The sequence below is a fragment of the Micromonospora sp. NPDC049282 genome, from assembly GCF_043197045.1.
Lineage (GTDB): Bacteria > Actinomycetota > Actinomycetes > Mycobacteriales > Micromonosporaceae > Micromonospora.
Window position 1 is genome coordinate 131,007 of the sequence record NZ_JBICSL010000010.1, and the last position, 24,036, is coordinate 155,042.

At 73.6% G+C, this 24,036-nt stretch carries 19 protein-coding genes; 11 read left to right on the forward strand and 8 right to left on the reverse strand.

What is annotated here, in order from left to right:
• Positions 1-3: 3 nt before the first annotated feature.
• The 3 genes from ACGFI2_RS17955 (at position 4) to ACGFI2_RS17965 (ending at position 3,275) form a co-directional block, all read left to right on the forward strand.
• The gene (locus tag ACGFI2_RS17955; RefSeq protein WP_393517956.1) at positions 4-1,674 is read left to right on the forward strand and encodes a bifunctional 3'-5' exonuclease/DNA polymerase; all 1,671 of its coding nucleotides are present in this window, start codon (positions 4-6) and stop codon (positions 1,672-1,674) included.
• Positions 1,675-1,817: 143 nt separating this feature from the next.
• Positions 1,818-2,411, forward strand: a complete 594-nt coding sequence (locus ACGFI2_RS17960; RefSeq protein WP_393517958.1) for an NTP transferase domain-containing protein — start codon at positions 1,818-1,820, stop codon at positions 2,409-2,411.
• A gap of 129 nt (positions 2,412-2,540) precedes the next feature.
• Positions 2,541-3,275: a VOC family protein gene (locus tag ACGFI2_RS17965; protein ID WP_393517960.1), complete on the forward strand. Its 735-nt coding sequence runs from the start codon at positions 2,541-2,543 to the stop codon at positions 3,273-3,275.
• A gap of 284 nt (positions 3,276-3,559) precedes the next feature.
• Here ACGFI2_RS17965 and ACGFI2_RS17970 read toward each other — a convergent pair whose 3' ends face one another.
• From ACGFI2_RS17970 to ACGFI2_RS17985, 4 genes are all read right to left on the reverse strand, one after another.
• Positions 3,560-4,369, reverse strand: coding sequence for a metal-dependent hydrolase (locus ACGFI2_RS17970; protein ID WP_393517963.1), 810 nt, complete (start codon positions 4,367-4,369; stop codon positions 3,560-3,562).
• Between the two features lie 140 nt (positions 4,370-4,509).
• Positions 4,510-7,281, reverse strand: a complete 2,772-nt coding sequence (locus tag ACGFI2_RS17975) for a protein kinase (protein ID WP_393517965.1) — start codon at positions 7,279-7,281, stop codon at positions 4,510-4,512.
• A 76-nt stretch (positions 7,282-7,357) separates the two neighbouring features.
• Positions 7,358-8,683, reverse strand: coding sequence for a glycosyltransferase family 4 protein (locus ACGFI2_RS17980; protein ID WP_393517967.1), 1,326 nt, complete (start codon positions 8,681-8,683; stop codon positions 7,358-7,360).
• Positions 8,684-8,812: 129 nt separating this feature from the next.
• Positions 8,813-10,756 carry an amylo-alpha-1,6-glucosidase gene (locus ACGFI2_RS17985; RefSeq protein WP_393517969.1) on the reverse strand — a complete coding sequence of 648 codons (1,944 nt, stop codon included), beginning with the start codon at positions 10,754-10,756 and terminating at the stop codon, positions 8,813-8,815.
• A 42-nt stretch (positions 10,757-10,798) separates the two neighbouring features.
• Between ACGFI2_RS17985 and ACGFI2_RS17990 the strand changes: the two genes are divergently transcribed.
• A complete protein-coding gene (locus ACGFI2_RS17990; RefSeq protein WP_393517971.1) occupies positions 10,799-13,501 on the forward strand; it encodes a glucosidase in 2,703 nt (900 codons plus the stop codon).
• A gap of 39 nt (positions 13,502-13,540) precedes the next feature.
• Here the strand turns inward: ACGFI2_RS17990 and ACGFI2_RS17995 are convergent, their stop codons facing one another.
• Positions 13,541-14,857, reverse strand: a complete 1,317-nt coding sequence (locus ACGFI2_RS17995) for a hypothetical protein (protein ID WP_393517973.1) — start codon at positions 14,855-14,857, stop codon at positions 13,541-13,543.
• A 206-nt stretch (positions 14,858-15,063) separates the two neighbouring features.
• Here ACGFI2_RS17995 and ACGFI2_RS18000 point away from each other — a divergent pair, with 206 nt between their 5' ends.
• The 3 genes from ACGFI2_RS18000 (at position 15,064) to ACGFI2_RS18010 (ending at position 17,635) form a co-directional block, all read left to right on the forward strand.
• Positions 15,064-15,762, forward strand: coding sequence for an HAD family hydrolase (locus ACGFI2_RS18000; protein ID WP_393517975.1), 699 nt, complete (start codon positions 15,064-15,066; stop codon positions 15,760-15,762).
• 22 nt (positions 15,763-15,784) lie between these two features.
• Positions 15,785-16,570, forward strand: a complete 786-nt coding sequence (locus ACGFI2_RS18005) for a DUF4184 family protein (RefSeq protein WP_393517977.1) — start codon at positions 15,785-15,787, stop codon at positions 16,568-16,570.
• Between the two features lie 372 nt (positions 16,571-16,942).
• Positions 16,943-17,635: a hypothetical protein gene (locus tag ACGFI2_RS18010; protein ID WP_393517980.1), complete on the forward strand. Its 693-nt coding sequence runs from the start codon at positions 16,943-16,945 to the stop codon at positions 17,633-17,635.
• Between the two features lie 19 nt (positions 17,636-17,654).
• On the opposite strand, the gene ACGFI2_RS18015 is transcribed toward ACGFI2_RS18010, so the two are convergent.
• The 3 genes from ACGFI2_RS18015 to ACGFI2_RS18025 form a co-directional block, all read right to left on the reverse strand.
• On the reverse strand, positions 17,655-17,930 hold the full coding sequence (locus ACGFI2_RS18015) for a hypothetical protein (protein ID WP_393517982.1): 276 nt from the start codon (positions 17,928-17,930) through the stop codon (positions 17,655-17,657).
• 47 nt (positions 17,931-17,977) lie between these two features.
• A complete protein-coding gene (locus ACGFI2_RS18020; RefSeq protein ID WP_393517984.1) occupies positions 17,978-18,409 on the reverse strand; it encodes a hypothetical protein in 432 nt (143 codons plus the stop codon).
• Positions 18,410-18,622: 213 nt separating this feature from the next.
• Complete coding sequence (locus ACGFI2_RS18025; RefSeq protein WP_393517986.1) at positions 18,623-19,201, reverse strand: DsbA family protein; 579 nt, start codon at positions 19,199-19,201, stop codon at positions 18,623-18,625.
• A 206-nt stretch (positions 19,202-19,407) separates the two neighbouring features.
• Between ACGFI2_RS18025 and ACGFI2_RS18030 the strand changes: the two genes are divergently transcribed.
• Genes ACGFI2_RS18030 through ACGFI2_RS18045 form a run of 4 tightly spaced genes read left to right on the forward strand, consistent with a single transcriptional unit; the run spans position 19,408 to position 23,739 of the window.
• The gene (locus ACGFI2_RS18030; protein WP_393517988.1) at positions 19,408-20,691 is read left to right on the forward strand and encodes an ABC transporter substrate-binding protein; all 1,284 of its coding nucleotides are present in this window, start codon (positions 19,408-19,410) and stop codon (positions 20,689-20,691) included.
• Positions 20,688-21,683, forward strand: a complete 996-nt coding sequence (locus tag ACGFI2_RS18035) for a carbohydrate ABC transporter permease (protein WP_393517991.1) — start codon at positions 20,688-20,690, stop codon at positions 21,681-21,683. Before ACGFI2_RS18030 ends, ACGFI2_RS18035 begins: the two co-directional genes overlap by 4 nt.
• Position 21,684: 1 nt before the next feature.
• Complete coding sequence (locus ACGFI2_RS18040; RefSeq protein ID WP_393517994.1) at positions 21,685-22,521, forward strand: carbohydrate ABC transporter permease; 837 nt, start codon at positions 21,685-21,687, stop codon at positions 22,519-22,521.
• A 9-nt stretch (positions 22,522-22,530) separates the two neighbouring features.
• Positions 22,531-23,739 (forward strand): ABC transporter ATP-binding protein, encoded by a 1,209-nt coding sequence (locus tag ACGFI2_RS18045; RefSeq protein ID WP_393517996.1) that lies wholly within the window; start codon positions 22,531-22,533, stop codon positions 23,737-23,739.
• Positions 23,740-24,036 lie beyond the last annotated feature (297 nt).

Consider the following 24,036-nt stretch of genomic DNA (forward strand, 5'->3'; position numbering starts at 1 on the left):
TCCGTGCTGGTGGCGGTGGTGGCGGACGAGCGGGGCGGCGGCGTGCTGCGACCGCTGCACGCCGACGGCCAGCCGACGGGGGCGGTCGAGGAGGTGCCCGACCTGGCCGCCGCCGTCGGCGCGCGGGAGGCCGCCGACCGGCCCCGCTGGGTGTGGGCCGCCGGGGCGGGTGTCTACCCGGCGCTGGTGCGCGCCGGTGTCCGGCTCGACCGCTGCCACGACGTCGAGCTGACCGAGGCGTTGCTGCTCGGGCACGCCGGCCGCTGGGGTGAGCCGCGCGCGCTGCCCGCCGCCTGGGCCCGGCTGACCGGCGCGCCGGTGCCGCCGGACCCGGCGCCCCGCCCGCCCGAGCCGCCGGGCCACGGCCAGGGCGCGCTGTTCGACCCGCCGTCCGGGCCGCCCGGCCCGGGCATCACGGCGTTGACCCGGGTGTACGCCGACCAGCTCGCCCGGATCGCCGCGACGGCACACCCGGGCCGGTTCCGGCTGCTGGTGGCCGCCGAGTCGGCCGGCGCGCTGATCGCCGCCGAGATGGGCGCGGCCGGCCTGCCCTGGCGGGTCGACGTGCACGACGCGATCCTGGCCGAGATGCTCGGCGAGGCGTCCCCGGTCGGCGGGCCACCCCGCCGGCTGGCCGATCTCCAGGCGCGGATCGCCGCCGCGTTCGGCGTACGCCGGTTGCACGCCGACTCGCCGGCGGAGCTGTTGCGGGCGTTCGCCCGGGCGGGGGTGGAGCTGCCGAACACCCGGGCCTGGGTGCTGCGCGGGGTGGAGCATCCGGCGGTGCCGCTGGTCCTGGAATACAAGGAGCTGTACCGGATCTGGACGGCGCACGGGTGGGCCTGGCGGGACGCCTGGGTGTCCGGCGGCCGGTTCCACCCGGAGTACGTGCCCGGCGGCGTGGTCTCCGGCCGGTGGGCGACGCGGGGCGGCGGCGCGTTGCAGATCCCGAAGGTGATCCGGCGGGCGGTGGTGGCCGACCCGGGCTGGACGTTCGTGGTGGCCGACGCGGGCCAGCTCGAACCACGGGTGCTCGCCGCGGTCTCCGGCGACGAGCGGCTGGCCGCCGCGGGTGGCGCCGGCGACCTCTACGCGGCGCTGGCCCGCGACGCCTTCGCCGGTGACCGGGCCCGCGCGAAGGTGGCGCTGCTCGGCGCGATGTATGGGCAGACCGGCGGCGCGGCGGTGCCGGCCCTGGCGGTGCTGCGGAAGAACTACCCGACCGCGTTCGGCTACGTCGAGGCGGCGGCGCGCACCGGCGAGGCCGGTGGGCTGGTCCGGTCGTGGCTGGGTCGCACCTGCCCACCGGGTGCGGTGGGGTTCGCCGACGGCGACGAGACGCCGGACGGCGAGGTGGATCCGCACAGCCCGTCGGCGCGCGCGGCCCGCTCCCGGGGGCGTTTCACCCGCAACTTCGTCATCCAGGCCACCGCCGCCGAGTGGGCCTCGACGCTGCTGGCCACGCTTCGCACGACGTTGGCCGGCACCGCGGGTGAGCTGGTCTTCTTTCAGCACGACGAGGTGGTGGTGCACTGTCCGGCCGAGGCGGCGGCCGTGGTCGCCGACGCGGTCACCGCCGCCGGCGTACGGGCCACCCGGCTGCTGTTCGGCGACACGCCGGTCCGCTTCCCGCTCGACCTGTCCACCGTGGGCTGCTACGCCGATGCGGCATAGTCACACAATTTTCCGTTTTGCCCCGCTACCCGCTCCCGAGCGCGCTCGTTGGGCCCGGTGTGCGTACGACGGGACGGACCGGGCGCTGCTGTGCCCGGTCCGTCCCCCTGGTCGAGGGGGCACCGCTGAACCGGATCGCTGCAATGATCATCGCCGCTGGTGGCGGCCGCCGCATCGGCGGACCGGAGGCGCTGCTGCACCAGGGCGAGAAGCCGCTGGTCAGCCGGATGGTCGACACGATGGCCGACGCCGGCTGCGCGCAGGTCGTGGTCGTGCTCGGCGCCGCGGCCGAACAGGTGCGGCGGACCACCGACCTGACCGGCGCCAAGGTCGTGGTCAACCGGGCCTGGGGGACCGGCGTGGGTTCCTCGATCCGGGCCGGGCTCGCCGCGCTGACCGACGACGACATCGAGGCGGTCGTCGTGGTGCCGGTGGACATGCCCGGGCTCACCGCGGCGGCGGTCCGCCGGGTGGCCGCCCTGCCGTATCCGGACGCGCTGGTCTGCGCCACCTACGACGGCTTGCGCAACTACCCGATGCTCTTCGGCCGTCGGCACTGGCCCGGCATCGCCACCCTGGCCAGCGCCGACGTCGGCGCCCGGCCGTACCTGCTGGCGCACAAGGACCAGATCGTCGACATCGCCTGCGACGCGGTGGCCGACGGCAGCCGGATCGACAGCCCGGAGCTGATGGCGCTCTACGGCCTGTCCGTTCCCGAGCAACGCGTCGGCGCCTGAGGCGCTCCGCCGCTCCGGGCGTCGGACGCGGACGCCACGACGTCGTCGGGGCGGATAATCGGCTGCGGCGACGATCGCTCCGGCCTACGCTCGGCCACCAGCCGGACCGGGCCGGGCAGCGGATCGGAGATGAACGCCGCGATGTCGATCAACCTCTTCGCGATCAGTCTCGACGCGGGGGAGCCGCTGCGGCTCGCCCGCTTCTGGGCCGAGCTGCTCGGCCGGGAGGTGGCCGACGACCCGCACGAGGGGATCGCGCTCCGGCCCGACGGCGACGCCGGCTTCCGCATCCGGTTCCTGCCGACCGAGGCGCCGAAGAACGGGCAGAACCGCATTCACCTCGACCTGACCAGCGCGTTACCGCAGGGCCAGCGGGAGACGGTGGCCCGGGCGATCGAGCTGGGCGGTCGGCACGCCGACGTCGGGCAGCGGGGCGACGAGGGGCACGTGGTGCTCGCCGACCGCGAGGGCAACGAGTTCTGCGTCGTCGAGGCGGGCAACAACTTCCTCGCCGGCTGCGGGTTCGTCGGCGCGGTGAACTGCGACGGCACGCAGGCGGTCGGCTACTTCTGGCACGAGGCGCTGGGCTGGCCGCTGGTCTGGGACCGGGACGAGGAAACCGCGATCCAGTCGCCCCGCGGCGGCGCGAAGATCACCTGGAGTGGTCCGCCGTTGATGCCGAGGCGCGGCCGCGACCGCATCCACCTGGACCTGGCGCCCCCGGCCGGCGGCGACCGGGAGGCGGAGGTCGACCGGCTGCTCTCGCTCGGGGCGACCCGGGTCGGCACCGGCCGGCACACCGCCGACGACGTGGTGCTGGCCGACCCCGACGGCAACGAGTTCTGCGTCCTGACGCCCCGGTAGCGGTCCCGTGCACCGCCGGACGTCACCCGGATCCGAGTCCGGTCCGAGGACTTCGGCCGGAGCGCCGACAACGTGATGGCGACCCGTACGTTTGAATCTTGGTACGGAGCGGCCCCTGGAGGGCACTCTCGTGCCAAGATCTCCAGTCGTCCCGGGAAGCGGGAAGCTGATCCCAGGACGCGAGAACGCATGCTTGATCGACTCCATCTCGCCGAAGTGGTGGGGTCGGGTGGGCCGGGATGCCGCCACTTCGGGGAAGCGGAGTCGATCAGGTCCCAGCCGCGTCACACCTGGATGTCGAAGCGTTGCAGCACCGAGGGCGCGACCAGGCCCAGCGTGGCGAGCACCGCCAGCACGGTCAGCGCCGCCCGCAGCACGACCGTCTCGGCCTTGCTTCCGGTGCGCAGCGCGATGCTGTTCGGCAACCCGATCATCGTCCACATCCGCCGTCTGATCGGGATCGGCCAGAGGATCGGCACGCCGGCCCGGGTGATCATGTCGCCGAGGATGTGCACGAAGCAGCCCACGCCGACGGCGAGGCCGATCATCGGATAGCCCCGGTCGCCGGGAAGGGTGGCGAAGGTGAACCAGGCCGCGGCGGCCGACACCAGCGTGACCACCACCCAGCCGGCTCGCTCGGCCCACTCGTCGAAGAGGCCGCGCAGCGCCAGACCGATCATGAAGAACAGGATGCTGACCACCGCCCACTTGCCGTAGTGGGCGCAGAGCGCGGTGGTGCCCCACCCGACCAGGACGGTGAACGGCAGGGTGTGGGTCAGCGTGCGGTGCCCGTTGTTGCGGCGCGGATCCTTGCTCAGCTTCGTCGCGTAGTAGACGCCGAGCGAGATCTTCTCCATCACCTCGGCGACGAAGAGGCTGAACACGCCGAACGTCCGGGCCACGGTGGCGCCGCCCTGGTTGCGGGTGACCTTGCCGGAGAGGTCGAGGTCGGGAAAGAGCGCCCCGCCCGCGCAGACCGCGGTGCCCACGGCCAGCGCCAGCGGCGTCTGGTGATAGTCGGCGAACTGGTCCAGCGCCCAGGAGCCGGTCAGCCACACCGCCGCGCCGGACAGCGCGTGCGACGGTCCCATCATCTCGGCTCGCCCTCCCCAGAGATCTTGATCGACAGAAACTACGCCACTGTAGTCAGTCGGTGCGACGGCGGGGCATCACGAAGTATGTCGGCACAGGTGGGCGCGGTGGTGCCGACTGTCGGCGATGGGACGCGGACCGGTCAGCCCGCCGTGCGGGTCGGCCGGATCGGCCGGACGCTGTCACGGATCAGCGCGAACTGCTCGTCGGCGGCGGCCCAGTCGGCGTCCGAGGTGGTCAGGCCCAGCGTCCACCCGGCCCCCTCACCGGGCAGCACCCGCAGCGCGTGCATGCGTTCGCCGTACGGTGCGGTCCAGCGGCACTCCCACTCCGCGCCATCGCCGTCGGCGGCGAGCCGGACCTTCTCGTACTTCGGGAGCCGGCCGGCGGAGGTGAGGTCCCGCTCGGCCGAGCGCAGCCGGCCGACCGGATCCCCACCCGGGTAGGGCTCGACGCCCAGGATGCGCCGGGTGGTCGGGTCCTGGAAGCAGGTGGTGTCGCCCGACCGGAGTTGGAGCCAACCGGCCGGCAGGGCGATGTGGAACCCGCCGGTGTCGGCGGGCCAGACCCAACCGGCGGGCACGGTCACCGCCGGGTCGGCCGGTGGCGGGCCCTTCTGGACCGGTGTGCCCGCCACGTCGGGCCGGATGCAGGGAAACGGCGGGGGTGGCACCCCGGCCTGGCCGCCGCCGGGTGGCCCGGGCGGCCGCTCCCAGGGTTGACCGACGGGCTCGCCGTGCCGGTCACCGTCCGACGGGTGGTCGTCGGCGACGGCGAGCGCGGTGCCGACGCCGACCATCACGGCCAGCACCACGGCGCCCGCGGCGAAGCCCCAGCGTCGGGTCGTCCCTCGGCCGCGATCGCCGTCGGCGGGCGGGTCGCCCGCGTCGCCGTCGTCGGTTCCCTCGTGGCCGGCCTGGTCGTGGGGGGCGCGCACGCCCTGCCCCTGGCCGCCGTGCGGAGCGCGTACGCCGTGCACCGGCCCGCCGTGGGCGGCGCCGCTCGGCCCGGCTGCGCCCCGCGCCGCCCCGCCTCGTGCCGGGTCGTCGCGGAGCGCGCCGCTGCCCGTCCCGCCGCGCGGGGGACCGCTGTCGACCGGGCCGCCGGTGGCGACCGGGGGCGGGGGCGACGGGGGGATGCCGCCCGGCGAGGGGGTGTGTACCGGGCTGACGGCGTCGGCCCGCCCCGCCGGCCCCTCCGGGCCGGCGGGGTTGCCCGGGTCCACGAAGCTGGTCAGGACCGTGGGGCCCAACGCGCCGACCGGCCGGTCGGGAGCGTCCCGGGCCGTCTCGCCGATCTCCGGCCGGTCCGGCTCGTCGGAGCGGCGATCCTCCGCCGCGTCGGACGGGGCCGGATCGCCCTCGGCCGGCCGCGCCCACTCGCTGCGCCGGGCCGCCCGGCTCCAGGCCCGGGCGGCGGCGGCCGGCGGCATCAGGTTCGGATAGCCGACGGTCGGTCGGGCGCCCGCGTCCCCGTCGTCCTCGCCCTCCCAGCCGGTCGTACGGTCCCAGCCGTCGGTGCCGTGGGTGTCGTCGGTGCCGCCCCAGCCGGTCGTGCGGTCCCAGCCGGCCCAGCCGTCCGGCTCGGGACGCCCCGACCCACCGGTGCTCGGATGCCCCGGCTGCCCGCCCGCTCCGCCGACGGCCGGACCGGCCCGACCGGGGCTGCCCGCCGCCGGACCGGCCCGACCAGGGCTGCCCGCCCTCGGACCGGCCGGGTCCACCGCCGGACCGGGGCGTCCGGCCGCCTCCACCCCCGGACCGGCGTGTTCGGTCCCACCCCCCGCCGGACCAGGGCGTCCGGCCGCGCCTCCCGGCGGTACAGCGCGTCCGACCGCGCCCCCGGGTGGACCGGCGCGCCCGGTGCCGTCCGCGGGCGCGACGGTGGACCCGGACCGCGGCACCGGCGGGACGGCGATGCTGGAGCCGCTCAGGGGCGGGACAGCCGGCCCGGACCGGGGAACCGGTGGGATGCCGATGCGGGAGCCACTCAAGGGCGGGACGCCCGACCCGGGCCCGGCCGTGCGGGGCCCGGACCGAGCCCCCGGGTCGGACCGGCCCGGCTCGGCGGTGGTGGCCGGCCGGTCCGGCGCCTCGGCGGGCGGCTCGGCGGCGGTGGCGAGCAGCCGGGCGATGTCGTCGTGGCCGAGCCGGTGGCGCGGGTTACGGCGCAGCAGCCCGACCAGCACCGGCATCAGCGGGCCGGCGTGCGGCGCCGGGTCCGGTGGCTGGCTGGCCAGCGCCGCCAGCGTGGCCATCGCGGTGCTGCGGGCGTACGGTGAACGGCCCTCCACGGCGGCGTGCAGGGTGGCGCCCAGCGACCACAGGTCCGCCTCGACACTCGACACACTCTCGGCGGCGCGCTCCGGGGCGACGTACTGCGGGGAGCCGAGGACCAGGCCCGGACGGGTCATGGCGCCGTCGCCGCCCTCGAACACGGCCAGCCCGAAGTCGGTGAGCAGCACCCGCCCGTCCAGGGCCAGCAGCACGTTGGCGGGTTTCACGTCCCGGTGCAGCACCCCGGCCCGGTGGGCGGCGCGCAGCGCGGCGTGCACCGCCACCCCGATCTCGGCGGCCCGCCGGGGCGGCAGCCGGCCGTCGGTCTCGATGAGCTCCTGCAACGAGCGGGACGGGACGTACTCCATGATCAGCCACGGGTCGCCGTTCACCCGGACCACGTCGTAGACCCGGACCACGTTGGGGTGGTTGAGCCGGGCGGCCGTCCGCGCCTCGCGCAGCGTGCGGGCGCGCAGCTCGTCGCGGTCGCTCTCGGCGAGCCAGTTCGGCGGCAGCACCTGCTTCACCGCGACCTCGCGCTGAAGCTCCTCGTCCCGGGCTCGCCAGACCTGGCCCATCCCGCCGCGGCCGACCAGATCGATCAGGCGGTACCGTCCGGCGATCACCACTTCCCGCACCGCACTCCTCACCGCTGGTCTGGTCCACAATAGGCCAACGGATCGGGTGGCACCTATCCCCTCTGGGCGGCGGGCCTCAGCTCGCCGCCCCGGCCAGCAGGTTTCCGTCCGGAATGGCGATGGCCTGCCGGCTGCCGGCCAGCAGGGCGGCGGCCCGGCGGGCCTGGAACGAGTGGTGTTCCCGGCGGGCGGCGGCGTAGCTGACGGCGGTGCGGGCCGCGATGGCCGACCAGGCGTAGCGCCGGGTCACCATGGCGCGGGCCTTGCGTGCCACCCGGCGGGCGAAGACCTCGTCGCCGAGCAGCCGGTCGACGGCGCCGGCCAGCGCGTCCGGGTCGCCGTGCGGGAACGTCACGCCGGTCACCTCGGGCTCCACGATCTCGGCCAGCCCGCCGGTGCGCGCCACCGCGAGCGGCGCGCCGGCGGCGGCCGCCTCCAGGGCGATCATGCCGAACGGCTCGTAGAGGCTGGGGATCACGGTGGCGTCGGTGGCGGCGAGCACCGCGGGAAGCTGGGTGGCGTCCATGAAGCCGGCGAACCGGACCGTGTCGCCCAGGCGCAGCCGGTGCGCCCGGTCGACCAGCTCATCCTTGTACGGGCCGTCCCCGGCGATCACCACCCGCAGCCCCGGGTGCCGGTCGGCCAGGTGCGGCACGGCGTCCACCAGGTGCTGCACGCCCTTCTCGTAGACCAGCCGGCCGGCGTACCCGACCAGCGGGCCGCGGCCGGCGAAACGGGCGCGGGCGGAGGCGACCGCGTGCGGGCGGGCCCGCCAGGCCCGGTCGTCGACGCCGTTGGCCACCACGTCGACCCGCCCGGCCGGCACGTCGAACAACCGGGACACCTGATCGCGCATGTAGCCGGAGCAGGCGATCACCCGGGCCGAGGCGTTGCTCAGCCAGTGCTCGACGCCGTGGATGGTGCGGTTCATCTCGCCGGGCAGCCAGCCCTGGTGCCGGCCGGCCTCGGTGGCGTGGATGGTGGTGACCAGTGGCACGTCCAGGTGCTCGGCCAGGGTGACGGCGGCGTGCGCGACAAGCCAGTCGTGGGCGTGGATCACGTCGTACCCGCCGGTGGAGGCGGCACGCAGGGCGGCGCGGGTGAGGGTGTGGTTGAACGCCATGGTCCAGGCCAGCAGGGAGTCGGTGGCGAGCGGGAACCGGACCGGATCCTCGGCGGCCCGCAGCACGCGGACGCCGTCGGCGTACTCCTCCACGGGTGTGCCCTCGGCGTGCCGGGTGACCACGGTGACCTCGTGCCCGGCGGCGGCCAGGGCGACGGAGAGCGCGTGCACGTGGCGGCCGAGGCCGCCGACCAGCACGGGCGGGTATTCCCAGGAGAGCAGCAGCACCCGCAGGCGCCGGGCGGACTGGATGTCGATCACTTCGGCGTCAGCTGACACGCGGCCCCCTCTGAGTTGTGGTCATCGCCCCCGGGACGGCACCGCCGAGGGTGTCCGGTGGGGTCGCCACCCATCCTGCCCAGGGGTCGATAACCGGCGGCGACGCGCGGGTTGCCGGTCTGTAACGCGTTACCGGCGCGCTCGCCGCGCGCGCAGCAGCTCGGCCACCGACCAGGCCTGGAACGGGCAGCCGGTGGCGGTGTGCGGGGCCGCGCCCTCGGCGGTCTCGCTGACCGAACCCAACCCGTCCTCGACGAGGTGGCCCTCCAGACCCACCAGCAGGTCCGCGGTGGGCAGGCCCGCCTTCCGGTACGCGTCGAGCAGCGGCCCGGTCAGCCAGGGCCAGACCGTGCCCTGGTGGTAGGCGGAGTCCCGTTCGGCCGGGCCGCCCCGGTGCCGGCCGGTGAACCCGGGGGAGCCGGGGGCGAGGCTGCGCGGGCCGAGCGGGGTGAACAGCGCCTCGGTGAGCCGGCCGAGCGTGGCCTCGTCCGCCTCCAGCGGGGCGTGCGGCAGCGACCAGGCGAGCAGCTGGTTGGGGCGCAGCAGGTCGTCGTCGTGGCGTGGGGCGCCGCCGAGCGGGTACGCGGGCGCCGGGGCGTCCACCACGTCGTGCAGCCAGCCGGCCGGCGACGGGAACCGGTCGCGGAACGCGGTCGTGGCCCGGCCGTGCAGGTCCCACAGGCCGGTGGCGTCGCGGCCGGTCAGCTCGGTCAGCTCGGCGAGCCCGGCCAGCCCGTTGATCCACAACGCGTTGACCTCGACCGGCTTCCCGGTGCGCGGGGTCACCGGCACCCCGTACACCCGGGCGTCCATCCAGGTCAGCGCCACGTCCGGGGGGCCGCCCTGGGTGAGCAGCCCGTCGGCGGGGTCGACGCCGATGCCGTACCGGGTGCCGGTCACGTGCGCCTCGACCACGCCGTGCAGGGCGGGCAGCAGTTCGTCGCCGAGGTCGGTGTCGCCGGTGACCGTGACGTGCCGGCTCACCGCGTGCAGGAACCAGAGCGTGGCGTCGACGGTGTTGTGCTCGACCCGGCCGGTGTCGGCGGTGTTCGCCAGCATGCCCTCGGAGAGCGTGCCCGCGTACGCCCGCAGCAGCTCCCGGCCCTCGTCGGCCCGGTTGGTGCAGAGGAACAACCCCTCGTAGGAGATCATGGTGTCCCGCGACCAGGCGCCGAACCAGGGGTAGCCGGCCACCACGTCCGGGCCGGTCGCGGTGCGGACCACGAACGCGTCCGCGGCCAGCGCCAGCGTCGCCTCGACCGCGTCGTCGGGTCGGGCCGTGGCCACCACGGCCCGACTGCGCCGCCGGGCCGCCTCGACGACGGCGGTCGCCGGCGGCGGCTCCTCGGCCAGGTCGTCCGCCCAGGCCAGCACCGTCATCGTCGCGCCGGGGGTGTCCAGCGCGCCGGAGAACCGGCCCGCGTGCCAGAGATCCTCGTCCGGGTTCAGGCCGCGTGCGGCCTCGATCCGGTGGCGGACGCCGAGCCACCACTGACCCTCCGGGGTCCAGTCCGGCCCGGCGAGCCGGAACGCGCCGTCGACGATCGCGCCGCCGGCCACCGGCTCCAGCCGCGGCGCGGGCCCGTCGGCCCGCCGTTCGCCGTGGGCGTCCCGCCAGGTGCAGGCCGCGGCCAGGTCCAGCCGGACCGGGCCGCCGGAGACCAGCCGGTGGACCACGGCGACGCAGGACCGGCCGTACGCCATGGCGATCTCCCGCTCGATCACCACGTCGCCGATCCGCCACCGCCAGCGCGGCACCCCGTCGGTCAGGTCGAAGCGTTCCAGCAGTTCGAAGCCGCGCGGGTCGACCACCCCGGAGGACCACTCGTGCGCGCCGAGGCGGACCTGCCGGCCGGACGGGAGGGTGACCGCCGGGTCGAGGCTCACGAGTCCCACCTTGCGGGACGCCGGCGTCTCGCCGGGCACCACGAGCAACCCGTGGTACCGGCGGGTGCGCAGCCCGGCCACGGTGCCCATGGCGTAGCCGCCGCGGCCGTCCGTGACCAGCCATTCCCGCCCGGCGGCGGCGGACAGCTCCCCGCAGACCTGCGGGCCGAACCGGATGTCGATCAACTTTCCTCCACCGGCAGCGAGGTGTGACATGCCACGACGACAATGGCCGCTGTGGAGAAGTACCCCGGCGGCGTCGAAGATGTGCGGGTGATCACCGACCGCCCGACCTCCGTGACCTCCGACCCCGAGCGGCACCGGCTCGCCCAGGCCGATGCCGGGGAGCAGGACTGGCGCGCATGGGGTCCCTATCTGTCCGAGCGGGCGTGGGGGACGGTACGGGAGGACTACAGCGAGCACGGCACGGCCTGGGACTACTTTCCCCACGATCATGCGCGGTCCCGAGCCTACCGGTGGAACGACGACGGCATGGCGGGCGTCTGCGACGACCGGCAGACGTTCTGCTTCGCGCTGGCGCTGTGGAACGGACGGGACCCGATCCTCAAGGAGCGGATGTTCGGCCTCGGCGGCGACGGCGGCAACCACGGCGAGGACGTCAAGGAATACTGGTGGTATCTCGACAGCACCCCCACCCACTCGTGGATGCGCTGGCGCTACCACTACCCGCAGGCCGCGTTCCCGTACGACGAGCTGGTCGCGGTGAACGCGCTGCGCGGCCGGGACGACACCGAGTACGAGCTGGTGGACACCGGCATCTTCGACGACGACAGGTACTGGGCGGTGACCGTCGACTACGCCAAGGCGTCACCGACCGACATGTGCGTGCTGGTCACGGTCGCGAACCGGGGCGACGAGGACGCCACCCTGCACGTGCTGCCCACGCTCTGGTTCCGCAACACGTGGGCCTGGGGGCTGCCCGGCGCCGACCGGGTGCCGAAGCTGGTCGGCGCCGGCTCCCGGCTGGTCGGTGAGCACTGGGTGCTCGGCCAGCTCCTGCTGGAGGGCGACGGCGAGCCGACGCCGCTGCTGTGCGACAACGAGACCAACGCGGAGCGGCTGTGGGGGCTGCCCGGACGGTCGGCGTACCCGAAGGACGGGATCAACGACCACGTGGTGGCCGGCGCTGCCACGGTCAACCCGGACCGCACCGGCACCAAGGGCGCGTTGCACTACGTGCTCGACGTGCCGGCCGGCGAGCAGCGGCAGATCCGACTGCGGCTGACCCGCACCGCGCCGCCGCCGGCCGCCGGGCCGCCCGCCCCGGCCGACCTCGGCGACGGGTTCGACACCGTGCTCTGGGCCCGCCGCGCCGAGGCGAACCGGTTCTTCGACAGCGTGATCCCGGCCGCGGCCACCGCCGACGAGGCCCTGGTCGCCCGCCAGGCGATCGCCGGGCTGATGTGGGGAAAGCAGTTCTACCACTTCGACGTCAAACGCTGGCTGGAGGGTGATCCCGGGTCGGCGCCGCCGCCGGCCGGCCGGCGGCACGGGCGCAACAGCGCCTGGTGGCACATGAACAGCTTCGACGTCTTCTCCATGCCGGACCCGTGGGAGTACCCCTGGTACGCGGCATGGGACCTGGCCTTCCACTGCGTGACCATCGCCCGGGTCGACCCGGGGTTCGCCAAGGAGCAGCTGCTGCTCCTGCTCCGCGAGTGGTACCTGCACCCGAACGGGCAGATCCCGGCGTACGAGTGGGCGTTCGGTGACGTGAACCCGCCGGTGCACGCGTGGGCCGCGTTGAAGGTCTTCGAGATCGACGGCTCCCGCGACCACGAGTTCCTCGCCCGGGTGATGCACAAGCTGCTGCTCAACTTCACCTGGTGGGTCAACCGCAAGGACACCGGCGGCAACAACGTCTTCGAGGGCGGCTTCCTCGGCCTGGACAACGTGGGACCCTTCGACCGCTCGGCCGCGCTGCCGGTGGCCGGGACGCTGGAGCAGTCCGACGGCACCGGCTGGATGGCCATGTACGCGCTCAACCTGCTCGACATGGCGATCGTGCTGGCCGAGCACGACCACGCGTACGTGGACACCGCCACGAAGTTCTTCGAGCACTTCGCGTACATCGCCGCGGCGGCCTACGAGCAAGGGCTGTGGGACGCCGAGGACGCGTTCTTCTACGACGTGCTGCGGCTGGCCGACGGCACGAAGGTCCCGTTGAAGGTGCGTTCGGTGGTCGGCCTGCTGCCGCTGGCCGCGGTCACCCGGCTGACCACCCGGACCATGCGCCGCCTGCCCGAGTTGGGCGCCCGGCTGCGCTGGTTCCTGACCAACCGCCCCGAGTACGCCGACGTCATCGGCGGCCGCCGGCTCGGTTCGGACGGCACCCAGCAGCGGCTGCTGTCGATGGTCGGCCCGGAGCAGATGGTCCGGCTGCTGGCCCGGATGCTCGACACCGACGAGTTCCTCTCCGAGTACGGTCTGCGCACGCTCTCCCGCGCGCACCTGGACAAGCCGTTCACGGTCACCCTCGGCGGGCAGGAGTTCAGCGTCGGCTACGAGCCGGCCGAGTCGACAAGCGGCCTGTTCGGGGGCAACTCCAACTGGCGCGGCCCGATCTGGATGCCGACGAACTTCCTGCTGGTCACCGCGCTGCGGGACCACGCCGCGTTCTTCGGCGACGACCTCCAGGTCGAGTATCCGACCCGGTCCGGGGTCAAGCGGACCCTCAACGAGATCGCCGACGACCTCTCGGCCCGGCTGATCTCGTTGTTCACCCGGGACGGGTGGGGACGGCGGCCGATCTACGGCGCCGCGCAACTGTTCCAGACCCACCCGGACTGGCGGGACCTGATCTGCTTCCCGGAGTACTTCCACGGCGACAACGGCGCCGGGCTGGGCGCCTGGCACCAGACCGGCTGGACGGCCCTGGTCGCCGACCTGATCCTCACCCTGCGCCGCTGAACCCCGCGCCGCCGCCCCGGGGCGTCCCCTCCGCCCCGCTCACGGCAGCGGGAGGAACGCCACCCGCGCGTGGTACTCGCCGGCCACCGTCACGGTGTCGCTGCCGACCCAGAGGCCGCGGTCGGTGGCGTACAGCTCGGCGGTGCCGACGCCGCGGTCCTTGGTGGGGTTCCACGCCAGCGCCTTGCCGGTGGTCGGGTTGATCGCCCCGATGCCGGGCCGGGACACCGCGCCGGGTCCGGCGGAGTTGCGCCCCGACGGGTTGTCCAGCCAGCGTTGGTGTCCGCCCACGTAGACGGCCGCGCCGGTCACGGCCACCGACAGCAGCGTGTCGCCCCCGGTGTAGTTGACCCAGGTCGGCTGCTTGCCGCCGGTGGCGGCGCCGAACTCGAAGCGGGTCGCGGTGTCGCAGAGCAAGCCGGGGAACGGGCCGCCGGTGGTGACCACCGTGAACCAGGTGCCGTCCGGCGCGATGTCGACCCCGCGCAGGTAGGTGGGCATCGTCCTGGCGCACTGCGGCTGGTAGCGGTTGGTGGACCAACCGGAGAGCGCCGCGCCGGTGGCGCTCAGGTCGGCCACCGCGAGCTGGTGGCGCGCCGCGCCCGCCACCGAGCTGAAGTTGCCCGCGAAGACCAGTCGTCGGCCGTCGGCGGAGACGTCCATCGCCTCGATCTTGACCGGGGCGGTGGCCCCGGAGGTGGTGACCCGGGGGCCTTCCAGGCGCAGGTTCACCGACGCGTCGGCGGCGCCGGTGGTCGCGTTCAGGGCGGCCAGCGCGCGTCGGGTCACCCCGCCCACGGTCTGGAACGCCCCGCCCACGAGCAACCGGGCACCGACCAGCCGCATGTCGTTGACCTGATTGTTCAGCGCTGCGGGGGCGAACCCGGCGACCCGGGCGCCGGTGACCGCGTCGACCCGGGCGACCCGGGGCGCGGCCACGCCGTTGACCGTGGTGAACGCGCCGCCGAGGTAGATCGAACGGCCGTCCGCCGAGGCGGCGAGCGCCTTCACCGTGCCGTTGACCACCGGCTTGAACGTCGTGTCGATCCGGCCGGTGCCGGCGTCGAACGCCACCAGCCGGGGCATCGCGAGCTGAGCCGTCTCCCCGGCGTTGCGGACCTTGGTGAACGAGCCGGCGAGGTATACCCGGTTGCCGACCTGGAGGATCCGGTACACGGTCCCGTCGAGCGCGTGCGGGGTCCAGGCCGCGGGCTTCGCGGTGACCACGGTGGAGTGGGCGGCGTTGACGGCGTGGGCCGGGGACGCCGGCAGCGCGCCGCCGGCGACGGCGAGCGCGGCCGCCCCGGCGAGGACCGCGCGGCGACCGGCCCGGGCCGGGACGGATGAGGTCGTCATCGCTGAAGCATCCCGCCCGAGCAGGATCTCCGCAGTCGGGTAGCCGCCCCTACCCGCCCGACGATCGGCCGGCCCGACCGGCGGTAAGGAGGGCCCCCGCTCGACATCCCGGTGTTGAGCGGGGGCCCCGCCTCTACCGGAAACGTCAAGCGGGGGCCCCTCCTTGCAGTAGTACGGTGTGCGGGGCCGCGAGGGGGAGGGGTGCCATGCGAGAGCGCCGGGAGGCCGCCGTGCTGGTCTTCGATGCCGACGACACGCTCTGGGAGAACAACGTCCTCTTCGAGCGGGTGATCGAGGACTTCCTCACCTGGCTCGACCATCCGACCCTGGACCGGGCGGAGCTGCGCGCCGTGCTCGACGACGTGGAGCGGGCCAACGCGCTGGCGCACGGTTACGGCAGCAAGATCTTCCTGCGCAGCCTCGCCGACTGCCTGGAGAAGCTGCGTGAGCGCCCCGCCACCGGAGCCGAACGCGCCGAGATCGAGCAGCTCGCGGCCGCGCTGGTCGGGCATCAGGTCGAGCTGATGCCGGGGGTGGCGGAGACGCTGGACGACCTCGCCACCCGCCACGAGCTGCTGCTGCTCACCAAGGGCGAGCGGGAGGAGCAGCAGCGCAAGCTCGACGCGTGCGGGCTGCTGCACCACTTCCGCGCGGCGCACATCGTGCCGGAGAAGGACGCGGACACCTACCGCCGGCTGGCCCGCGAGCACGCCTTCGACCCGGCCGAGGCGTGGATGATCGGCAACTCGCCGCGCTCGGACATTCTGCCCGCCCGCGCCGCGGGCATGAACGCGGTGTTCATCCCGAACGAGAACACCTGGGTGCTGGAACACGAGGAGCTGGACCCGTCCGACCCCGGGGTGATTCGGCTGGCCGCGTTTCCCGACCTGGTCCGGCACTTCTGAGCTGGCCGGTAACGTCCGGGATGTGCCGCTGACGTTCCCCTCGCACCTGGCGCCGGTGCTGCCGCTGAAGCGGTGGCGGCCGCACTGGTTCGACGGGGTGGCGCTGGCCACCGGCGCGGTCGCGCCGGACGTCGGCTACCTGCTCGGCGGCACCCGCGTCGACCTCGGGATGCGCACGCACACGCTCGGCGCGCTGCTCTGGTGGTGCCTGCCGGTCGCCCTCGCGTACGCCTGGATCGTCCGCCGGGTGGTCGCCGGCATCGCCGTGCACCTGCCCGCGCCGCGGCTGTTCGGCTGGCCGCAGTACGCCGCGCTGGCCGGGGTACGCCATCCCTGGCAGGTCACCGTCTGCTCGGCGTTGATCGGCGCGTTCAGCCACGTCGCCTGGGACCGGGTCACCCATTCCGAGCGCCTGCCGCGGCTGCTCGGCATCGCCGACTTCCACGCCCTGACCGGGCTGTACTGGTGGCAGTTCGCGGATGTGGTGGCCAGCCTGGGCGGCGGGCTGCTGGTGGTCGCCGTGGCGGTGTACGCGGCCCGCCGTGGCGAGATCTTCGACGGTGAACCCCCACCGGCCCCGGCGGCGAACCCGCTGGTGTTCTGGCGGGTGACCCTGGCGGTCACCGCACTGGGGGCGCTGCTGCTGCCCGGCTTGCCGGCGGCCACCGTCGCCGCGCCGGCCGGCGTGCGCGTGCTGCACCTGGGGGCGCTGGCGCTGATGGCCGGCGCCGCGGCGGCCCGGTCCGCACCGTCCCGGGAGGCCGCCCGTAAGCGGCGTCTCGAAGACGAACAGCGCCCCGTCGGCTGACCCTGTTACGTCGACATGCCGCTTTTCGGCATTGACATCAATCACAGCCCGTCGGCGCCGTCCACCGCTTGTCCGGACTGGGCGTACCTGCCTAACCTGGGCCGGCGTCCACGCCTCGTCGGGGTGAGTCGGGGGCGCACCGGAGTCCGGTGGTGAGAGCACCGTGGAGCTGAGTGCGGGCGAACCGGCTCGCCGTGCGGAGCCCGGCGTGGACGTCGTGTCACGTCCGCCGTGTTCCCGCGGCGTAGACCGATACCACGCGGGACGGCCGGGGTCAGGGCCGGGGAGTTGCGGACCCGGTCCTGACCCGTCCGGCCGACGCCGGGCGGGATGCCTCTGGCGCACCGGGGAGTCACGGAGCGACACTGGGTCATGACACTTCGGCGCGTACCGCTGCTCGCCAGCCTGGTCGTGCTGCTCGCGGCGGCCTGCACGGCGAGCGGCCACGACGGCGCGGACCCGGCGCCCTCGACAACCACCGCTCCGCCCACGACGGCCGCCCCGCGGCCGCCCGCCGTCACCCCGCCCGCGCCCTCCGACGCGGCGGCGACCGCCGGGTCCTGGCGGCGGACCTGGGGCTGGGCGGTGCCCGGCACGCCCGCCCGGGTGACGCACCCGGTGCGGGTGCCGGTCACCCCGGCCCCCGGGGAACCGCTGCCCGTCCTGGTGTCGGTGCAGGTCGGGGATCATCCGGAGGAGGGTTTCAGCCGGATCACGTTCGCCTTCCGCGGACCCACCCCGTCCTACCGGGTCGGCTACGTGCCGCAGGTCGTCACCGAGGGGCGCGGCGCGCCCGTCGAGCTGCCCGGCACCGCCTACCTGTCGGTGCGCTTCTCCCCGGCGCGGGGGCACGACGCGCGCGGCGGCGGCACGGCCGACCTGCCGCCCGCGGCGATCGGCTACCCGACGCTGCTGGGCTGGGCCGCGGCCGGCGACTTCGAGGGACACCTGAGCTTCGGGCTCGGCCTCCAGCCGCCGGACGGCGGGCGGGTGCCGGTGCGGCTGGGCGAGTCCACCCGCGCGGACGGCGTCCACGTCGTCTCGGTCGACGTCCGGCGGGGCTGACCGGCCGGCGCGGGCAGGCTCAGTTGATCTCGCTCCGGACGATCGCCACCGCCACCCGGCAGAACTCGTCCATGTCCGGGTTGAAGCCGGCGGCGATGTCCGGGTGCAGGCCGGAGCGGGTCTCGTCGAGCAGCCGACGGCAGACCTCCTCCACGGGCTCGCCCGCATAGGTGGCGCGGACCCGCTCGGTGGCCGCCTGCAGGGCCGAGGTCAGCTGTTCCTCAAGCGGGCCGCGCAGCTTCTGCTGCACCGGATCGAGCCCGCTCGGATCCAGCGTGACATGTGGCTCCGACATCGGCGCTCCCTTCGTCGGCGTCCGCGGTACCCGACCGCGGGCGTCGGTCAAACCATGGTCGGTACGGCCGCCACCCGGACCAGGTAGGAGAACTCCTCCGCCGGCTCCTCCGCGTACGACAGCCGGCGGATCTGCCGGTCGTCGGACCAGAGGGCGACGTCGACAAGCACCCCGAGGTGGGCGAGGCCGATGTTGGCCACCCGCTTCTTGTCCTGGAGCACCGCGCACACTCCGCCCAGCAGGGTGCTGGCGTCGGAGGTGCGGTGCCCGGGCGGACATCGCAGGGTCAGGTCCACCTCCACCGGCCCGGCGAGCGGGGTCCACCCGGTGCGCTGGGCCGCCGTGCAGGCGGCCTGGAGCAGGGCGCGGACCCTCGTCGCCTGGCGGTGGCCGGCGGCGAAGATGGACAGGGCCTCGGTCTTGACCGGGGGCAGGCCGCTCACCTCGAACGACAGGGCGAGAGCGCGGGTGTCCTGCACGACGGCACCTCCTCGGGGAAATCCTGCCCAACCGGTACGCGCGCAGGCGGCGGTTCGGGGAGAACCAACCGATCGAGCGGGCTGTGGGGGACAGCCGGCGGCGGGTCGACATCGGCGGCGACGCGCTGGCCACGGAGTTAGGGAAACGCTAGTCGAGCCGGCTGACGCTGGGTAGCCTCCCCGTTCACCTGGTGGGACGACGCCGCGCCCGGGTCAGCGGCGGGCGCGCTTGAGTTCGTGGAACGTGTCCAGGCGCATCAGCGGCAGCATCGAGTCCCAGATGGTCAGCGCGTCCTCGGTGCCCGGGACCTCGGTGATGATCGGGCCGTGGATGCCCCGGGACGCGTCCGGCACCATCAGCACCGGTGAGCCGATGTCCGGCCCGGCCGAGCCGTACGCCAGGGCGTGCGACTTGTGCACCGCCGCGTCCCAGCGCTCGTCGTCCAGCGCCGCCGCCGCGTCGGTCAACCCGGCCGCGTCCACCGCCGCCGCGACGATCTTGTCGCTGAGCGGGTCGCCGGCGTCGTGGCTGCGCGCGCCCACCTCCGTGTAGAGGCGGCCCGCGTCGTCGTGCCGGCCCTGCGCGCGCAGCGCCTCCACCAGCCGCAGCACCCGGCCGGAGGCCGCCATCGCCTCGGCGAACTCGGGCGGGACCTGCCCGTCGTTGAGGATGGCCAGGCTGAAAGCCCGCCACTCGAGGCCCAGCCCGCGTGCCTGGGCGACGGCGACGAGCCAGCGGGAGGTGCGCCAGGTCCAGGGGCAGGCCGGGTCGAAGAAGAAGGTGGCGTCCATCTCACCAACCTAGGCGCGGGCGCGCGGGAGCGCAGCCCCGCGTGACCGTCACGTGACCGTGATGTTTCGCGTCGTCCCAGGTCGGGCACGTTCAGCCGCACGAAACGCCCGGGGCGTCGGGCGCACGGGCCGGTGCCTCGACCGTCTCGCCGTGCGCCGGGGCACGGGTGACCTCCCCGGCTCTCGCCGAAGAGAGGGGGAGGGTGATGACGACAGTCCCCGACACGGCCGCACGGCGGCCGGCCGGACGGGCGGCGGCGGCAGCCGCCGCGCTCGCGCTGGTGGCCCCGCTGGCCGCCTGCGGGACCGGCGGCGACGGTGGCACGCCGACGATCAACCTGTACTACCCGCCCGAGCAGAACCTGCAGAAGGTGGTCGACGACTGCAACGCGCAGGCCCAGGGGCGTTACCGGATCACCTACCGGGTGCTGCCGCGGGAGGCCGACGAGCAGCGGGTGCAGATGGTGCGGCGGCTGGCGGCGCAGGACAGCGGCATGGACGTGCTCGGCCTGGACGTCACCTGGACGCAGGAGTTCGCCAGCGCGGACTGGATCCGGGAGTGGACCGGCCAGGACAAGGCCGAGGTGGAGCAGGGCACGCTCGCCGGGCCGCTGGACACCGCCCGCTACGAGGACAAGCTCTACGCCGCGCCGAAGAACACCAACGTGCAGCTGCTCTGGTACCGCGCCGACCTGGTGTCCCAGCCGCCGAAGACCTGGGACGAGATGATCTCGGCGGCCCAGCGGCTCAAGGAGCAGAACAAGCCCTACCGGGTGCTCACCATGGGCGCCCAGTACGAGGGTCTGGTGGTGCTCTACAACACGCTGGCCGAGAGCGCCGGCGGCAAGATCCTCAGCGACGACGGCAAGAAGGCGGTGATGGACGCCGGTACCGTGCGCGCGCTGGAGCAGCTCAAGACGTTCGCCACGTCGGGTGTGACCTCGCCGTCGTTCAGCAACGCGGTCGAGGACCCGGTGCGGCTGGAGTTCCAGTCCGGCGGCGGCGCGTTCCAGGTGAACTGGCCGTTCGTGTATCCGGCGATGCAGGAGGCCAACCCCGAGCTGGCCAAGGACGTGAAGTGGGCGCGGGTGCCCGGCATCGACGCGAACACCCCGAGCAAGGTCACCATCGGCGGGGTCAACCTGGCCGTGAGCAGGTACTCGAAGCACCCGACGGAGGCGTTCGAGGTGGCCCGGTGCCTGCGTAGCGCGGAGCACCAGAAGTTCTCCGCGGTCAACGACGGCGTGCCGCCGACCATCGAATCGGTCTACGACGACCCGGAGATGACCAAGGCGTACCCGATGAAGGAGACGATCCTGGAGGAGTTGAAGGAGCCGGCGGTGCGACCGCTGACCCCCGCCTACCAGAGCATCTCCACGGTGATGTCGGCGATCCTGTCGCCGCCGTCCGGGATCAAGCCCGAGCAGACCGCGGACGAGCTGCGCAAGGCCATCGCCGACGCGTTGGAGTCGAAGGGGGTTCTGCCATGAGCGTGAACGCCACGCCGGCCGGAGCGGAGGCCGCCGCCGCGGCGGAGCAGCCGACCGGCAAGCACGCCGCGGTGCCGGCCCAGCGGTCCCGCCGCGGCCCCGCCGCCCCGCTCAGCGACAACAAGCGCGCCGAGCGGCGGCTCGGTTGGCTGCTCTGCGCGCCGGCCGCGCTGGTCATGGTGCTGGTCACCGCGTACCCGATCCTGTACTCGGTCTGGCTCTCGCTGCAGCGCTTCGACCTGCGTTTCCCCGACGAGCGGCAGTTCGTCGGGCTGGAGAACTACATCACCGTGCTGAGCAACCAGTTCTGGTGGACCGCGTTCGGGGTGACCGTGCTGATCACGGTGGTCACCGTCGCGGTCGAGCTGGTGCTCGGCATGGGCCTGGCGCTGGTGATGCACCGGACGCTGGTCGGCCGGGGCATCGTCCGCACCGCCGCGCTGATCCCCTACGGCATCGTCACCGTGGTCGCGGCGTTCTCCTGGCGGTACGCCTGGACGCCCGGCACCGGATACCTGGCGAACCTGTTCGACGGCAGCGCGCCGCTGACCGAGCGGGCCAGCTCGCTGGCGATCATCATGCTGGCGGAGATCTGGAAGACCACCCCGTTCATGGCGCTGCTGCTGATGGCCGGGCTGGCCCTGGTGCCGGAGGACCTGCTCAAGGCCGCCTCCACCGACGGCGCGACGGCGTGGCAGCGGTTCACCAAGGTGATGCTGCCGGTGATGAAGCCGGCGATCCTGGTCGCGCTGCTGTTCCGCACGCTCGACGCGTTCCGGGTCTTCGACAACATCTTCGTGCTCACCAACGGCGGCAACGAGACGTCGTCGGTGTCGATGCTGGCCTACAACAACCTGATCCGGGGCCTGAACCTCGGCATCGGCTCCACGATGTCGGTGCTGATCTTCATCACCGTGGCGATCATCGCGTTCGTCTTCGTGAAGCTGTTCGGCACCGCTGCCCCCGGCAGCGACGACGGGGAGAGGCGCTGACATGGCCGTGGAAACCACCACCCGGGCGAAACTGCGCTGGGGCGTGCTGGACGTCGTGGTCGTCGTCTTCGCGCTCGTGCCGGTGCTCTGGATCGCCTCGCTGTCGTTCAAGACCCCGGCCACGCTCACCGACGGCAAGTTCTGGCCGCGGGAGTGGACGTTGGAGAACTACCGGACGATCTTCGACACCGACCAGTTCGTCCGGGCCCTGATCAACTCGATCGGCATCGCGCTGATCGCCACCGCGGTCGCGGTGGTGCTCGGCACGATGGCCGCGTACGCGATCTCCCGGCTGGACTTCCCCGGCAAGAAGCTGCTGGTCGGCGTCTCCCTGTTGATCGCGATGTTCCCGCAGGTGTCGCTGGTGTCGCCGCTGTTCGAGATCGAGCGGCAACTCGGCCTCTTCGACACCTGGCCCGGTCTGATCCTGCCGTACATCACGTTCGCGCTGCCGCTGGCGATCTACACGCTGTCGGCGTTCTTCAAGCAGATCCCGTGGGACCTGGAGAAGGCGGCGAAGATGGACGGCGCCACCCAGGGCCAGGCGTTCCGGCGGGTGATCGCCCCGCTGGCCGCGCCCGGCGTGTTCACCACGGCCATCCTGGTCTTCATCTTCTGCTGGAACGACTTCCTGTTCGCGATCACGCTCACCTCGACCGAGCGGTCCCGCACGGTCCCGGTGGCCCTGCAGTTCTTCACCGGCGAGTCGCAGTTCGAGGACCCCACCGGGGCGATCTGCGCCGCCGCCGTGGTGATCACCGTGCCGATCATCCTGTTCGTGCTCTTCTTCCAGCGCCGCATCGTCTCCGGCCTGACCTCCGGCGCAGTCAAGGGATAGGTGGTAACAGTGGCTGACATCGTGCTGGACAAGGTGAGCAAGCGGTTCCCGGACGGGACGACCGCGGTGCAGGACGTCGACCTGGAGATCGCCGACGGCGAGTTCGTCATCCTGGTCGGTCCGTCGGGCTGCGGGAAGTCCACCACCCTCAACATGATCGCCGGGCTGGAGGACATCAGCTCCGGTGAGCTGCGCATCGCGGGGGAGCGGGTCAACGACAAGGCCCCCCGGGACCGGGACATCGCCATGGTCTTCCAGTCGTACGCGCTCTACCCGAACATGACGGTGCGGGAGAACATGGCCTTCCCGCTTCGCCTGGCGAAGATGGACAAGGAGACCATCAACCAGAAGGTGGACGAGGCCGCCAAGGTGCTGGAGCTGACCGCGCTGCTGGACCGTAAGCCGGCCAACCTCTCCGGCGGTCAGCGGCAGCGGGTGGCGATGGGGCGGGCGATCGTCCGCCAGCCCAAGGCGTTCCTGATGGACGAGCCGCTGTCCAACCTGGACGCCAAGCTGCGGGTGCAGATGCGCACGGTGGTGTCCCGGTTGCAGAAGCAGCTCGGCACCACCACCGTCTACGTCACCCACGACCAGACCGAGGCGATGACGCTCGGCGACCGGGTGGTCATCATGCGCGGCGGCGCGGTGCAGCAGGTCGGCCCGCCGCAGGAGCTGTACGACCACCCGCGCAACCTCTTCGTGGCCGGGTTCATCGGCTCGCCGTCGATGAACTTCCTGCACGCCAAGGTGGAGGAGGGGCGGCTGCGGACCGCGCTGGGCGACGTGCCGATCGGCGAGCGGATCCGCCGGGAGCTGGAGGCCGGCGACGCCCCGCGCGAGCTGATCCTCGGTGTCCGTCCGGAGCACTTCGAGGACGCCGCGCTGATTGACGACGAGACCCGTGCTCGGGGCGTGGAGTTCGAGGCGCCGGTCGACATCGTCGAGTCGATGGGATCGGACAAGTACGTCTACTTCACCGTCGAGGGGGAGCGGGCCACCGCCGCCGAGCTGGAGGAGCTGGCCGCCGACGCGGGCGCCGCCGACTTCGCCGGCGCCGGCTCCAACCTGGTCACCCGGCTGTCGGCGGAGTCGCCGGTACGGGAGGGCGAGACGCGTCGGGTGTGGTTCAACCTGGAGAAGATCCACCTGTTCGACCCGGGCAGCGGCCGCAACCTGACCCTGCACGAGGGGCGGTCGGCCGGCGCGCTCGCCGACTGAGCGTACGTACGTACGTACGGAAGGGTCGGTGGCCTCGGCTGCCGGCCCTTCGGTCGTCCGTGCGTGCTGGTAAAGCCGGCACGGTGAGTGACTTGTCGGTGGGCGGATGATGGTGCGCGCGGTGCCTTTGCTCTGCAGCCGTCGGCGCAGCGGTTACTCCACGTAGCCCGTTGCGTCCGTGGCTGCAGAGCAAAGGCGCCGAACAGATGGACCGCCGGCTGGAGATCGTTACCGAGTATTGCCTGTTCAGGGCCTTAGAGATGGGTGACGGTGGCGGCGACGCGCGGCGGTGCCGAA